Annotated in this window: 17 protein-coding genes; 11 read left to right on the top strand and 6 right to left on the bottom strand. The window is 38.5% G+C overall.

Annotated features, from left to right (window positions below):
• Positions 1-85 precede the first annotated feature (85 nt).
• The gene (locus OCU78_RS08295; RefSeq protein WP_137373030.1) at positions 86-532 is read right to left on the bottom strand and encodes an META domain-containing protein; all 447 of its coding nucleotides are present in this window, start codon (positions 530-532) and stop codon (positions 86-88) included.
• 192 nt (positions 533-724) lie between these two features.
• Between OCU78_RS08295 and OCU78_RS08290 the strand changes: the two genes are divergently transcribed.
• The gene (locus tag OCU78_RS08290; protein WP_137373031.1) at positions 725-973 is read left to right on the top strand and encodes a DUF1289 domain-containing protein; all 249 of its coding nucleotides are present in this window, start codon (positions 725-727) and stop codon (positions 971-973) included.
• A gap of 126 nt (positions 974-1,099) precedes the next feature.
• Entirely contained in the window at positions 1,100-1,273 is a 174-nt protein-coding gene (locus tag OCU78_RS08285) for a hypothetical protein (RefSeq protein ID WP_180033697.1), read from the top strand.
• A 154-nt stretch (positions 1,274-1,427) separates the two neighbouring features.
• Here OCU78_RS08285 and OCU78_RS08280 read toward each other — a convergent pair whose 3' ends face one another.
• Together OCU78_RS08280 and OCU78_RS08275 are read right to left on the bottom strand one after the other, a co-directional pair.
• Complete coding sequence (locus OCU78_RS08280; protein ID WP_137373032.1) at positions 1,428-1,649, bottom strand: hypothetical protein; 222 nt, start codon at positions 1,647-1,649, stop codon at positions 1,428-1,430.
• 227 nt (positions 1,650-1,876) lie between these two features.
• Complete coding sequence (locus tag OCU78_RS08275) at positions 1,877-3,148, bottom strand: DEAD/DEAH box helicase (RefSeq protein WP_137373033.1); 1,272 nt, start codon at positions 3,146-3,148, stop codon at positions 1,877-1,879.
• 271 nt (positions 3,149-3,419) lie between these two features.
• Here OCU78_RS08275 and OCU78_RS08270 point away from each other — a divergent pair, with 271 nt between their 5' ends.
• Positions 3,420-3,776, top strand: coding sequence for a PilZ domain-containing protein (locus OCU78_RS08270; protein ID WP_137373034.1), 357 nt, complete (start codon positions 3,420-3,422; stop codon positions 3,774-3,776).
• A 188-nt stretch (positions 3,777-3,964) separates the two neighbouring features.
• Complete coding sequence (locus tag OCU78_RS08265) at positions 3,965-4,303, top strand: Fis family transcriptional regulator (RefSeq protein WP_137373035.1); 339 nt, start codon at positions 3,965-3,967, stop codon at positions 4,301-4,303.
• A gap of 127 nt (positions 4,304-4,430) precedes the next feature.
• Here OCU78_RS08265 and OCU78_RS08260 read toward each other — a convergent pair whose 3' ends face one another.
• Both OCU78_RS08260 and OCU78_RS08255 read right to left on the bottom strand, forming a co-directional pair.
• Entirely contained in the window at positions 4,431-5,555 is a 1,125-nt protein-coding gene (locus tag OCU78_RS08260) for a M14 family metallopeptidase (protein ID WP_137373036.1), read from the bottom strand.
• 313 nt (positions 5,556-5,868) lie between these two features.
• Positions 5,869-6,288: a BLUF domain-containing protein gene (locus OCU78_RS08255; protein WP_137373037.1), complete on the bottom strand. Its 420-nt coding sequence runs from the start codon at positions 6,286-6,288 to the stop codon at positions 5,869-5,871.
• 517 nt (positions 6,289-6,805) lie between these two features.
• On the opposite strand from OCU78_RS08255, the gene proV reads away from it, so the two are divergent.
• The 4 genes from proV (at position 6,806) to OCU78_RS08235 (ending at position 10,783) form a co-directional block, all read left to right on the top strand.
• The gene (gene proV / locus OCU78_RS08250) at positions 6,806-7,993 is read left to right on the top strand and encodes a glycine betaine/L-proline ABC transporter ATP-binding protein ProV (RefSeq protein WP_137373038.1); all 1,188 of its coding nucleotides are present in this window, start codon (positions 6,806-6,808) and stop codon (positions 7,991-7,993) included.
• A gap of 4 nt (positions 7,994-7,997) precedes the next feature.
• Entirely contained in the window at positions 7,998-9,083 is a 1,086-nt protein-coding gene (gene proW, locus OCU78_RS08245; protein ID WP_137373039.1) for a glycine betaine/L-proline ABC transporter permease ProW, read from the top strand.
• The gene (gene proX / locus OCU78_RS08240; protein ID WP_137373040.1) at positions 9,076-10,083 is read left to right on the top strand and encodes a glycine betaine/L-proline ABC transporter substrate-binding protein ProX; all 1,008 of its coding nucleotides are present in this window, start codon (positions 9,076-9,078) and stop codon (positions 10,081-10,083) included. The genes proW and proX overlap by 8 nt, the downstream gene beginning before the upstream one ends.
• 184 nt (positions 10,084-10,267) lie before the next feature.
• Positions 10,268-10,783, top strand: a complete 516-nt coding sequence (locus OCU78_RS08235) for a lipocalin family protein (protein ID WP_137373041.1) — start codon at positions 10,268-10,270, stop codon at positions 10,781-10,783.
• Between the two features lie 110 nt (positions 10,784-10,893).
• Here OCU78_RS08235 and OCU78_RS08230 read toward each other — a convergent pair whose 3' ends face one another.
• Positions 10,894-12,525 carry a methyl-accepting chemotaxis protein gene (locus tag OCU78_RS08230; protein ID WP_137373042.1) on the bottom strand — a complete coding sequence of 544 codons (1,632 nt, stop codon included), beginning with the start codon at positions 12,523-12,525 and terminating at the stop codon, positions 10,894-10,896.
• Between the two features lie 405 nt (positions 12,526-12,930).
• Between OCU78_RS08230 and OCU78_RS08225 the strand changes: the two genes are divergently transcribed.
• From OCU78_RS08225 to OCU78_RS08215, 3 genes are all read left to right on the top strand, one after another.
• Positions 12,931-13,674, top strand: a complete 744-nt coding sequence (locus OCU78_RS08225; protein ID WP_137373043.1) for a class I SAM-dependent DNA methyltransferase — start codon at positions 12,931-12,933, stop codon at positions 13,672-13,674.
• A 76-nt stretch (positions 13,675-13,750) separates the two neighbouring features.
• Positions 13,751-13,924: a hypothetical protein gene (locus OCU78_RS08220; RefSeq protein ID WP_167494017.1), complete on the top strand. Its 174-nt coding sequence runs from the start codon at positions 13,751-13,753 to the stop codon at positions 13,922-13,924.
• Positions 13,925-13,975: 51 nt separating this feature from the next.
• Positions 13,976-14,377 (top strand): YkgJ family cysteine cluster protein, encoded by a 402-nt coding sequence (locus OCU78_RS08215; protein WP_137373044.1) that lies wholly within the window; start codon positions 13,976-13,978, stop codon positions 14,375-14,377.
• Positions 14,378-14,386 lie beyond the last annotated feature (9 nt).

Here is a 14,386-nt window from a genome sequence, read left to right as displayed (position 1 = left end):
GCATTTCTTGTTGTTTAGAACATATGAAAAAGGGACCAATTAAGGTCCCTTTAGCATATTAAATATCATTCACTTGAACGCGAAATTAGTTTACCCAGTCGCGTAAGGTGTAGGTCAACGTGTGATTTTCGTTAGAAAGAGTCAGAGTGTCTTGAGTTAAATTGATGTCACTCCACTCACTTAAAGTTGCAGAAACTGTTTGCTCAATATCCATTGCTTCACCAGCACACATCTTCATGGTCATACCCATTTGCTTGATGCGGAATTTACCGTCTTCTAGCTCAGCTTGACCAAAAAAGTTGTTACAACCTGCAAGTCCGTTAGCTGTCATTTTTTCACCAACTTCCAAACGCGGTGCTTGTTGATGCTCACTGATTTCAATTTGGTTCCCATCGATTTTAGCCAACTCCCAATTATGGTGTTGTAGATCTACGGGTGTAACTTGTTGAGCGTTATCTCCATTGCTTGAACAAGCTGCGAGCAAAATTGGCAATGCGGTAATTGCTAGTAATTTTTTTGAACTAAACTTCATATATAAAGACTCCAATGGAATAAACGAAGTCACCTATTTAGCAGGTCACTTAATTAGGAAGAAGTATAGGTTACAAAACTGCATTCTTGTCAGCATACGGTCATAGTTTAGTATGGTTTAATACCAATTCATTAGCCACCTGAGGTTGTTGGTTAAATAGAACTCTAGAACGAAAATTTAATGGGGGTAAAAATGGAGCAGCTAGAATTCTTTCAAGTACCGAGCCCTTGTGTTGGTGTTTGTTTAGCTGACGAGAAAGGTTATTGCAAAGGGTGCATGCGTAAACGCGAAGAGCGCTTTAATTGGATGTCGATGACAACCGCTCAGCAATTACATGTGATTAAACTGTGCCAACAACGCTATAAAAGAAAAGTAGCGAAAGCTAAATTAGCAGCGTCAGCTACAGATAATCCTGAAAGCCCGCAAAGGGAATTATTTTAGTGTAAACATATCGAGTGTAATCATAGGTATAACCGTGAATGAGCGACTGTGTTCACATTATTGCTTTACAGAATGATTAAGGTGTAATAATAATTACAGTCACTATACGGTTTTGGAAGCTTTACTATGAATAGGCATGGCATAAAGGATAAACAAGTGCCAATAAAGGCATTAGATAAAAAAACCGAAGCAGGTGACGTAAGTGAAGATCTTAAGGAACAAGGTCGAGATTGGCATTCTATGAGCGAAGAAGAAAGGTTAGAAATATTGTCACACTTATCTGATATTCCATTTCAATAAACGTTACCTCACCTAAGTCTTTCAGTATTTAATCTTTTGTACTGATATGGTGTCGAATCAGCTTGGTTGCCTTCCATACAAACTCTTTTTGAAAGGCAACTTTATTAGGGCACAAAGAATACTTAATTATTTTTAAAACAGTTTAAATCAGTATCTATTTCATTCCCCAATAATCACTGACCCATCCGCCAACGTGCTCATCAAAATGGCACCCACTGAAACGCTGATTCCGCTCGACTGAACGATCACCGTCATCTTGGTGATCTAATATTGTTTGGATATGACTAGACATAGGGTCATTGGACCGTAAACGATCACGGCGGGTTGCGACTTCTTTTATGAGTTGCAGTCGATATGCAGAGCTAGCACGTTTCATTTCAATGACCTCCTTGGTTTAGACACTAATAAAAAAATCTAGTTGCCGAAACTTAACGCGTCAACGTTATTAAGAAGTATTTTTTTTGCTCAAGATTAAATCAATGACTTGGGAACAAAAACGAGTTTATTGACAAGTTTGTGAGGAAAAGAAGCTTAACAAAGGGTCAAGCTTCGGATTTTTACGGGGCAGAAGATGATAAGCCGAAAGATAGAAAAATTGCGTACTTATTTCATATTATTTGGTTTATCTTTATTCAGCTTCGCTCTGTTAGGTTTAGCCTTAAATTGCGTTATGCTTTTCTTTTTTGCAGTTCTGCGGTTAGCTTGCTTATCTTTAGGTGGACGTTTTCGCTCGGTAGTATCTGATGACGCTGGTTTATCAGTCACTGGAAACCCATCTAAAGAAGTCGTCAGTAGCTCTTTTTGTGTGAGTTTTCTTATTGCTTCTAAATAAGCCGTTTCGCTATGGCTGACTAGTGATAAAGCTCGCCCTGTATTACCGGCTCGTGCAGTACGACCGACTCGATGTACATAAGTCTCAGCATTGGTTGGTAAGTCATAGTTGATAACTGTTGGCAAACTTTCTATGTGGATACCTCTCGCCATTACATCTGTGGCAATGAGAACATCCACATCCTTGCACTTAAACGAGTCTAATGTTTGAGAGCGTTCTTCTTGGCTTTTATTTCCATGAAGTGCCGCAGCTTTTATTTTGGCTTTAACGAGTTTCTTGACTAGTGCATCAGCATTATCTTTCGCTCCGATAAAGACTAATACCTGTTCCCATGTATTTCGTTGAAGTAGAGCAATCAATGCTTGAGCTTTACTGCCTTTGTTAATTAAGAATAGTGTTTCTTGAACCGTAGAGACAACGCTATTTTCTTGATGAGCGATGACCTTTACTGGATTGAAAAGTAACGTGTTGGCGATTTGTTCCAGTTCTTCTGGGAATGTAGCAGAAAACAGTGAAGTTTGGCGCTGGTTCGGCAGCTTGTTAAGGATGGACTGAATATCAGGCCAAAAACCCATATCAAGCAAGCGATCGGCTTCATCGAGAATCAACGACTTTAGATTCGATACATCTAGCGCTTCATCTTTTAATAGATCTAACAGACGACCTGGAGTCGCAATCGCAATATGAGGTTGTGATGCTAACTCTCGCTCCTGTTCTGAACGATCTTGCCCGCCAATCAATGTCACTAGCCGAATGCTTAATGGTTGCGCAATAGGATCTAATGCGTGGCTTACTTGTGTAGCAAGTTCACGAGTAGGGACAATAATTAACGTGTGTAATATAGAGCTATTGGGTTGAATACTGTTAAGAGCTGGTAGTCCGAATGCGTATGTTTTTCCACTGCCTGTTTGAGCCAATGCTAAAATATCTTGATGCTTTAGAGCGGGGGGGATAGTTGATTCTTGAATGTCGGTGGGTGTTTGTAATTGTTGAGGAAGAGCTCTCAGCAATTCAGATTTTAGCTTTAGTGCTTTGAAAGACATACGTTAGACCATGTAGAAATTTGGTGCTAAGTTTACCAGCCAGTTTTAGGATAGAGAACAACAATTACTGTTTGCCAAACTTAGATATGCTTAGCAATTTTTCGATTTAGCTTATCCAAAAGTGCTTTTATGCCTTTTTTTTACTAAAGTTTTTATAGGTAAGGTCGAAAGTCATAGGTAATATTTATGTATATCTAGCGCAGATGGTTTTCTATACATAACCTTTTATGATGGAATCTGCCTCTAAGACTAAAGGAATGGAGTGCTAACTATGAGTGAAGAATCGTTTGCACAAAAACGTCAATATTATCGTTTAAAGTATCCCAAACGAGCTCGTCCTGTTATCCGAATTCAAGATGAACTTTTTCATGTGAGTGAAGTGTCAGAAAAAGGAGTTCGACTTCTTATTCGAAATATTTCTGCTTTTTATCGAGGTTTATCAATGGCCGGAACCTTGAGTTTGCATGATGAAAGCAAAGTTAGTGTGAGTGGATCTGTTTTAAGGTTTGATGGTGATGAAGTGATTTTAAAACTAACGAAAGGACCATCATTCAAAAATATGGTAGCTGAGCAGCGTCATATTAGACAAAAGTACCCTTCGTTTTTTGCGAGTTTAAGAGCGGCATAAACGGCTTACATGCGTAACTAGCTTTTATGCTTAGGAGGGCAATAAAGGTATAGCCTTCCTTCAATGTAAAATAGATAGACAATTTATGAATTGAACTACGGATTTCCGTAGTTTTTTCATTTTTGCGTTGTGTGAATTAAGCAAACGGCTTAATTATCGTGAACTATTTAATTAATCGTAAAAGAATTATGACAAAGACAGAGAAAAAATTAGATAAACAAATCAGAGAAATACTTACAGATGTTTGCGATTCAGCGACAGAAACAATACAAGGATTCGAGTGGTTAACTCATGCTGTTAACTATTCACGTTTTCCTGCTAGTTTAAAGATTACGTGTGTCTTTAATACCATTCAAAACCTAGAACAATACCGAGCTTCTAGCTCACAAAACGATATTCAAAATCTGATTTTTGATTCATTAAAATCAGCAGGAATTATCTTACCTAAAGCTGAAAAACAGATTCAATTTGATACCGAAGAAGCTTGTGAAGTGATGCATGGTGGAAATTGGGCTAGAAGGTTATGAGAATTTGAAAGCTATGACAGATTAAGGTCATGAGCGCTACATTAATCAAATTCAATTAAAACTCATAGGGTGCATCGCGGTTTACTACGTAATCACTACCTAAGAGTCTTATTTATATTCGCTTGATTTATAACTTGTTCACCGTAGCCCAAACTGCAGCAAGCATGTCATGACCAAAATTAACACTTCGTTCTGGAGACCAACCATATAGTTCGTCAGCATGGCTAATATGATCTTTAAATGGCATTTCAACGGTATAAGATAAGCACTTAAACTCTTCTCCAACCCAATTAGAGCCAACAGTCAGGTTAGCTTTGCCAGGTTCGTCTTTGTCGTAGCCAATTTCGTCTTGAAATTCAGGAGTGATGGTCAATAGAGCTTGTTTGAAATGTTTTTCAAGTTCTGAAATCTTATCATTGTAAGATGGAATGCCCTCACTTCCAGCGACAAAATTGTATGGGATAGCCTCATCTCCATGGATATCAAGGAACATATCCACACCCGTTTCAAGCATACGCTGTCTTACATGAAAAACTTCCGGGCTCTTTTCAAGAGAAGGCGACTGCCACTCTCTATTAAGGTTTACACCAATGCCATTAGTACGTAAGTGTCCACGAATACTGCCATCAGGGTTCATGTTTGGAACCACTCGAATAGTCACGGAGTCTAGTAGATCGCGACCAACAGTGTCGGTTTCATCTAGAAGTCGTAGAAGTAGACCTTCAATAAACCATTCAGCCATAGTTTCACCAGGGTGCTGGCGACCAATTACCCAAATGTTTTTCTTCTCGGATGAAGGTTCACCAATAGTGAGTAGGCTAATGTCGTTTCCATCTAGAGTTGATCCTAATGTTTCAAGCTTACAGCTGTGATGCATTTGTGCGTTGTGCAATAGATCTAGATGGCGATCATAAGAATAAGGAGCAAAATATGCAAAGTACATTGAGCCGTATTCTGGAATGATATTGAAGCTTAATGTATCACCATCAAATTCTGCTGGAATACGAAACCATTCTTCTCGGTCATAAGATGCCACTACATCATAACCGTCCCAACCTTCAGGGTACGCTGACTTCGACAGGCCACTAATATTGAATGAGTGCGCCTGCTGAGCTTCACTTTCTAAACGGAAATGAAACCATTGGGAGATATCAGTCTGGTTGTCTGCTGGAATTGATAGTTGAATGTTATCTGCGGAGCTTGCTTGGACAACATTAATGTTGCCACTTTCGAAATTGCTGAATATTTTCATGTTCTTCATTATGTGTTTGTTATTGTGCCCTAAGATTAGCATATAAGAATACGGGCGGGAGAAGGTAAGTATTACTAGTTATTAAGAGAGTTATCATTGAGAGTGAGAAATGGCTTGGGTTTGTTCAAAGTGGCGATTAATGTCTCATAACGTCTATAATGTAAATTGTACAGTCTGAAGCCGCACGTATAGCTAGTGATTGGTATAGTTAGCTACGTTTAAAATTTATAGGCTAGTAAACATCTCCAGAAACCAAGATATTAATGTGAAAATTTGGCAGGTAGGGCAAAGAGGCTTTCTAAGCCCTAAAGATTTAATCTGAAGGTAGGTTTTTCTTAAGTTCTAACAACATCTGAAATGCACTCGCCCCAGACATTTCATAAGGTGTAAAACTGTCAGAACCTGAAAATTGAATGTTTAATAAAGCTGTTAGCTTAGATTTAGGCACATATCCCATAGACCAGTCTCCAAATACACGAGAGCTTATCTCTTCGTAATCTAAAATGATCACATTAGTGTGTCGCTTATCATTATGTATTCTGCTGTAAGCCTCATTTACTTTCGACCTCGACCCTTCCAAACATTGCAGGAAGTATTGTTCATCAAAACTGAGTATCCCTGTTATATGATCTTCTTCATTGTGCTTTCGGGAAGCAATTAAGATCTCGTCTAATGACTCAGGTCTGCACAGTTGCGTGATAGTGCTAACGTATATCAATCTGGTTAAGTACATAATCACCACATTTTTCCACATAAGTATCAATAAATATAAGCCATGAGTTAAGAAAAGCGAATTCCGCAGTTATATTCAGTCGCAGCTATTCCCATGTCACTCATTAAGCTTGCTATTGAGGGAGGCATAATATTTATATTCAAAAACCAATACAGGCTCTCCTTCAACTCTACACAAAGAACATTTCGTGAAAGTGAACGAATAATTAATTTAATTCGTACACGAATAATTAGAGCTTTAATTAATTTTATACCTATCAAATGTCAACTTCGATCTTCTAGTCTTTCCTATTGCATTCCTAATCCTAAAGAGCGGTTGTTAGTGAAGATGTATAAATATTTAACCCTTAATAAACAGTAGTTTGGGCTGGTGTGTTGTAGTGTTTAATAGGATGCCAAATCATTCAATATCTGTATTGATAAGAATATATAGTACTTTGTTCATTGATTGTTTTAGCTTATTTGATTAGAGTACTAAGTGTTTAAAGATGAATTAAACGCAAAAAAGGATTGTTTATATGGATCCCATACTAGAAGTTAAGGGACTGTACAAGGTGTTTGGAGAAGACACTGACCGCGCATTTTCAATGATCGAAAATGGTGCCGATAAAGATGAAGTCTTTGAGAAAACAGGGTTAACGATCGGCGTTAATGATGTCTCTTTAAGTATTCAGGAAGGAGAAATTTTCGTGATCATGGGGCTCTCCGGATCAGGGAAATCAACTCTAGTTCGCCTTCTTAATCGCCTCATTGAACCTACTCGGGGTAATGTACTGCTTAGGGGTAAAGATATTGCCCACATCTCAGAAGAAGAACTTCGCCAAGTTCGTCGTAATAACATTTCAATGGTCTTCCAAAACTTTGCTCTGATGCCACATATGACAGTGATTGAAAATGCTGCATTTGGTCTAGAGCTTGCTGGCGTAGATACCGATAAACGTAAAAAATCCGCATTAAGTGCTTTAGAACGAGTTGGTCTTGACCCTTATGCTGAGTCTTATCCTGATGAGTTATCAGGTGGTATGAAGCAGCGTGTTGGATTAGCAAGAGCATTGGCTTGTGACCCAGATATTCTTCTAATGGATGAAGCATTCTCAGCCCTTGACCCTCTTATCCGAACTGAAATGCAAGATGAGCTTATCAGGCTACAAAATGATGATAAGCGTACTATTGTTTTTATTTCTCATGATTTAGATGAAGCGATGAGAATCGGAGACCGTATCGCTATTATGCAAAATGGCGAGGTAGTTCAAGTCGGTACTCCTGATGATATTCTAAACAACCCAGCTAATGATTACGTAGAAGCTTTCTTCCGTGGTGTAAATGTTGCGAGTGTTTTAACTGCAAAAGATATAGCACGTAAAAAACCTGCTGCCGTATTCAAAAAATCAGAACACGACGGGCCGGCTTCTGCACTCCAGATCCTAATGGATAATGATAGAGAGTATGGGATTGTAGTAGAGAAGAGTAGTCACTTTTCTGGCATTGTTTCTATTGAATCACTTCGCAAAGCACATAAAGAAAATACTTCTTTGATTAGCGCTCAATTACCTGATGGTGTCACCCTCAAACCAAATCAACCAATTAACGATGTACTTGGTTTAGTCGCAAGTGTGCCGTACTCAGTTCCTGTGGTGGATGAAGACGGTAATTACTTTGGTGTTGTGACGAAATCACGACTACTTCAGACGTTAGATAAGGGGTAGGGAAATGTCATCTGAACAAACAAATAATGATCCATGGTCACAACCTGCAGCTGAATCAAGTGACCCATGGGGTCAAAGCGCAAGCTCTACTGCTAACGCTGATTGGTTGAGTAGTGAAGTCGTAGAAACTAAGCAATTCGATATCATGAACCCTTTTGAAGAGGCTGTACTGCCTGTTGATGTTTGGGTTGAATCTGGTTTGAATTGGCTTGTTGAACATGGTCGACCTTTATTTCAAGCGATTCGTGTACCGATTGATTTTATTCTTAGATCGTTCGAAACAGCGTTAGTTTCCACTCCGGCTCCATTTATGCTGATAATTCTATTTTTATTAGCTTGGCAATTCTCTAACTTAAGGTTAGGTCTAGCGACTGGAGTCTCGCTTGTTTTCATCGGTTTAATTGGAGCTTGGTCTGAAGCGATGACCACGTTATCACTAGTAATGACTTCGGTCTTTTTCTGCTTGCTAATTGGACTTCCCATGGGGATCTGGCTAGCCAGAAGTAATACAGCTGCGAAATTCGTAAGACCTATTCTTGATGCAATGCAAACCACACCAGCTTTTGTTTACTTAGTACCAATCGTTATGCTTTTTGGTATAGGTAATGTTCCTGGGGTAGTGGTAACTATTATTTTTGCTTTGCCTCCAGTTGTTCGCTTAACCATTTTAGGTATTCAACAAGTGCCTGAAGAGCTGATCGAAGCTGGTCATTCATTTGGCGCGAGCAAAAAACAAATGCTGTATCGAATTCAACTGCCATTAGCACTTCCGACAATTATGGCTGGTGTTAACCAAACTTTAATGCTGTCGCTTTCGATGGTGGTTATTGCTTCAATGATTGCCGTTGGTGGTTTAGGGCAAATGGTACTGAGAGGTATTGGTCGCTTGGATATGGGGCTTGCCGCTGTTGGTGGTCTTGGCATAGTTATTCTCGCTATCTTGCTAGACCGTATTACTCAAGTATTAGGTGCTAATGCAGGTAATACTAAATTGCGTTGGTACCACATGGGTCCCGTAGCAATAGTACTGCGCGCTTTTAACCGTGGTAATCAATCAGAAATAAAACTAAGGAAAAAAACGAATGAATAATTCATGGAAGAAGACTCTAACGGTAAGTATTGTTTCTGCACTTACTATTTCTAGTAACGTTTGGGCTGAAAAATTACCAGGTGAAGGTGTTTCAATTCAACCGTTGCAGTCAACTGTTGCTGAAGAGACATTTCAAACTTTGATTGTAAACCGAGCTTTAGAAAAGTTGGGTTATGAGGTTCAACCAACGAAAGAAGTAGATTACAACGTTGGTTACACTTCTATCGCAAAGGGTGATGCAACGTTTTTGGCGGTAGGTTGGTTCCCATTACATGCTGATAAGTACAAAATGTCAGGTGGTGATGAGAAGTTTTACCGTGAAGGTCAGTACATCAGTGGCGCAGCTCAAGGTTATCTAATTGATAAGAAAACTGCCGAGCAATATGGCATCACTAATATTGGTCAATTATCTGATCCAAAAATCGCTAAGCTATTTGATGCGGATGGTGATGGTAAAGCAGACTTAACCGGTTGTAACCCAGGCTGGGGTTGTGAGCTTGTGATTGAAGAGCAGTTATCTGCGTACAAACTGCGTGATACGGTTTCACATAATCAAGGTAACTATGCCGCAATTATTGCAGATACAATTTCACGCTATAAAAAAGGTGATCCAGTTCTTTATTACACATGGACACCTTATTGGGTAAGTGGTGTTCTTGTACCAAATGAAGACGTAGTTTGGTTAGAAGTTCCATTCTCTGCGCTACCTGGAGAGCGTAAAAATGTAGATACAACGCTATCGAATGGTAAAAATTACGGGTTTGAAATGAACTCTATGCGTATCATTGCGAACAAAGAATTTGCGGCTCAAAACCCTGCGGCAGCCAAACTATTTGAAATCATCAAACTGAATATTAATGATGTTAGTGCTCAAAATATGATGATGAGCAAAGGTAAAAACAGTACGGCAGATATTGAATCCCACGTTAATGGTTGGATTAAAGCTAACCAAGGCTTATTCAACTCTTGGGTAGCAGAAGCTAAAAAAGCATCAATGTAAATTAAGGGGTCTTTTTAGCCCAATATAGATGTTAGTTTGAAAGCCAGTAGTTAACCTACTGGCTTTTTTGTTTTTCACCAGTGATCTTAACAAGTTATCTAATCGTAAAAACTTGTTGGTGTTACTTTTTAATCGCAATGTATGAGAGTTACGATTGCGATGAATTGAAAATTAGGAGCTCTTGGTGAATAAAATATTACTTACAGTTAGTGTATTACTGCTGAATGGTTGTTTAGGTATGCCTGAATCAGTAAAACCGGTCGCGAATTTTGAGCTCAATAGATACTTGGGGCAGTGGTATGAAGTTGCTCGGCTAGATCATTCATTTGAACGTGGGCTTAGCCAAGTAACAGCTAATTACACTCTTAAAGATGAAGGTGGTGTAAGGGTTATAAACCGTGGCTACTCTCTAGAAGACAATGAATGGAAAGAAGCGGAAGGTAAGGCATATTTTGTGAATGAAAGCGATGAAGGGTATCTAAAAGTATCTTTTTTTGGTCCTTTCTACGGCTCTTATGTCATTTTTGAATTGGAAAGTGATAACTACCAATATGCTTTTATTTCTGGACCAAATAATGACTATTTGTGGTTACTTTCGAGAACAGCTTCAGTAGAACCTGACATTTTAGAGAAATTCGTCAGTTTATCTAAAGAGCGTGGATTTAATACAGACGAGTTAATCTTCGTAGAACAAAATTGATTTGGTACTTGATAAATTGATGATGGGTAAGGGAAGACGAAGTTATAAGTCGTTTTCCCTTACTGCCTGAGAATGTGCACTTGTCTGGCTATCTTAGTGCTGGTGTCCGCTTAAGTTCTAAACTCACTCACTAGCTGATCCAATCGAAGGCACTGACTCGATAATTCCTCTAAAGAAGACTGAGCGTCTTGGACAGTAGAAACTATCGATGCACTGCTATCGGCTATACCTTGAATATTCTCATTCAGTTCATCACTAACAGTACTTTGTTGATGGGAAGCAGTAGCAATATGTGCATTCTTCTCGTTCATTTCTCCAATAACAGAAAGAATCGAGTGTAGAGATTCACGAGCTTCCCCTGCTTTATCAATCGTTTTTACACTGCTTAGTTCGCTTTCTCTCATAACACTTACCGCTTTATCAGCTCCTGATTGAAGCTTTTCAATCATAGTTTGAATTACGCCAGTGCTATCTTGTGTGCGGCTAGCTAATGATCGAACTTCATCAGCTACAACAGCAAAGCCTCTCCCTTGTTCACCCGCTCGAGCTGCTTCTATAGCGGCATTCAGAGCCAGTAGGTTTGTTTGTTCGGCAATGCCTCGGATTACTTCTAGAACAGACGCAATTTGCCCAACATCGGTATTCAACGTATCAATTACTTTCCCCGCAGATTGCACATTTGAGCTTAGCTGGCTAATTGAATCGATGGTTTGATTTAACGATGAATTGGTGATTTCAATCTGACTATTCGCGGATTTTGAAGATTCTGCAGTTTCAGCTGCATGTTGACTTACACTATGGCTGGTTGCTTGCATTTCATGAACAGCAGAAGCAACTAGCTCGCTGTCTTTTTGCTGATTATGTGTTGCATGAGCAATATTACCAGCCAAAGTTTCAATGTTCATCATTTCAGAACGCAGTGTATTCGATGTGTTAATAACCTGGATAACCGTGGACTGTATTTTAGTGACAAATTCATTAAAGGCATTTGCGACTTCACCTAATTCATCTTTTGATTTTACATGCATTCTCTGAGTTAAATCTCCATTGCCTGAAGCGATTTGAGTTAATGCGGTCTTTAATTCAATGATTGGTTTGATGACGCTATTGTTCAGTAAAATGATAATACTAAATGCTGTTAGTATTACGAATAAAACACCACCCTCAAGAATAAGTTCACCTTGATTACGAGCATCACTTATTTCAGATTCTAATTGAGTTTGCTTCAGCTCAAGCGCATCTTTGACGATGTTCAATTTCTTACGCACATCAATAAAATGTGTCTCAAAAAGATCAAGATTGTTTGAGTAGTAGCTAGACCATTCATCTCTCGGTAATGACTTTAAACGATCATATTCGGCTAACCATTGCTTAGTAGAGTCAATCAGCTCACTGACATTCGAAGGGTGATTGCTCGGCATTATTTCAACCAAGTCCATTGATTTTTGCATTCGAGGTATCGCTTTATACGCATTATCATCGAATTCAAAAAGGTGATGCTCGAACTCTTTATCTGAACGGGATAGGGCAATGCCACTCATTGCTGCCGTTGCTTGATATAAATCGCGATAAGCATCGTTTAGATCGTTTTGCACCGGAAGTAACTGAAGATTAAATTGATTGGATAGCTCGGTTTGTTTCCAGGTGGAGCTGACATTAAAAAATGAACTTGCGGAAAAAACCAAGATCATAAAAATAATGGGTAAAATTAACTTCTTTTTGATTGAGGCGTTACTGAACATACCTATCTACCTAAATGAATATTGTTAAACAGTACAACGAAAATTTCACCCACCGTATTTACGTAGGGTTCACATTTCTATCTTAATTTCTTATGGGACATACTAATAGAACACGTATCAATTACTTAATTGATACGAAGTATTATATATTTATGTCATATTTAGTTTTAGATATTAATCGATAAACCTTTAACTATTTGTCACTGATACGACGTAGATCAAGTTATATTTAATAAACACGATGGTTAATTTTTATCGTTTTAATAAAAATATTTAATTGATCATTTTTATAAGTATGGTTGTTAGTTTGTTTATTATTAATATAAATATTTATCTCAGTGCTAATAGTATTTAATTATTATTCGTATATTATGCGTTCCCCGTAATTATGAGTAATTAAAACTAATGGCAACAAACTCTTTATATACCGACCTTTCTCGTTACTATGATTTAATGTGCGAAGATATTGACTACCTATCGCAAAGTCATGCTATCCATAGGTTGCATCAAATGTTTGGTAATGGTGGAAATCATCACCTTGATCTCGCTTGTGGAACAGGACCTCACGTACGTCATTTTCTTAATTATGGATACCAAAGTGCTGGCTTAGATATTAATCAACCAATGCTTGAAATTGCAAAACAACGTTGCCCTGAAGCCAGTTTTGTTAAACAAGATATGAGTATGTTTACCACGCAAAGCCCTATCGATTTGATTACCTGCTTTTTATACTCACTTCACTACAGTGATGGGCTAGAGAGACTGAAACAGTGTATTCAAAGTGCATATCAAGCATTACAAGTTGGTGGTATTTTTTGCTTTAATGTTGTCGATAAATCTAAAATTAAACGGGACTCTTTTGTGCGACATTCAGTCGAACGAGAGGGGGCGAATTTCACGTTTCAATCGGGATGGCGATATAGTGGTTCAGGTGACCAGCAATTCTTAGATCTACAGATTGAAAGGTCAGCAGACAGTTCTACACAGAGTTGGAAAGAATCGCACCCTATGGTGGCTTTCACATTCCTTGAATTGAAGGTGATGCTAGAAGCTTATTTTGAGGTCCATATTTTTGAACATGATTACCAGAAAATTATCCCTTGGGATAAAGAGTCAGGTAATGCCATTTTTGTTTGTATAAAAAATTAGCCAGTTGCTAGTATTCCGTATCAGCAATCTGTATAAGGGCTCCCTAATCAAATTGCAGGTAGAGTGAGGTCGTGCTTTGGATTGTCCATCATGTGAAGAAAATATTGGTTGGGACTGGGTAGAAGAAGAAGAGATTGAACCGAATGTAGAGTTCGATTGCCCAGAGTGTAATGAAACACTTATGTATACAATTGATGAAGGCACTTACTACGGCGCCGAGCATAAAACGGTTGAAGTGATTGATAAATAAAACCCATGAGTTTTAACTTCAATGTGTGTTCCAACTGAGAATTAATCGTTTATGAAAGCATGTAATCAATGTGGTAAATGTTGCATTAAGTATGGTGACGGTGACTTAGCGGCAACACAGGAAGAAATTGATCTGTGGGAGTTATTCAATCCAGACATATTTGAGTACGTTAAAGGTGACGAGATATGGTTTGACCCTGAAACGGGGAAAAGACTCACTTCATGTCCCTTCTTAGGTATCGAGTCAAAGAAAGACGAATCGGCACCTAATAAATATACATGCAGTATTTATCTTGATAGACCGGAAGATTGCCGACATTACCCAAGTCTAATTTCAGAAATGGTTAGAGATGAGTGTGAAATGATTGAAGTTGTCGATCTCCAAAACACCAAGAAAGCCCAGACCAAACTGGATTACTTAATGAGGGACAGTCGCCCCTCTAGTTATTCTTAGTTTAACTCA

Origin of the sequence: Vibrio gallaecicus (assembly GCF_024347495.1) — a bacterium.
GTDB lineage: Bacteria > Pseudomonadota > Gammaproteobacteria > Enterobacterales > Vibrionaceae > Vibrio > Vibrio gallaecicus.
This window is presented reverse-complemented; position numbering and strand designations above follow the sequence as displayed.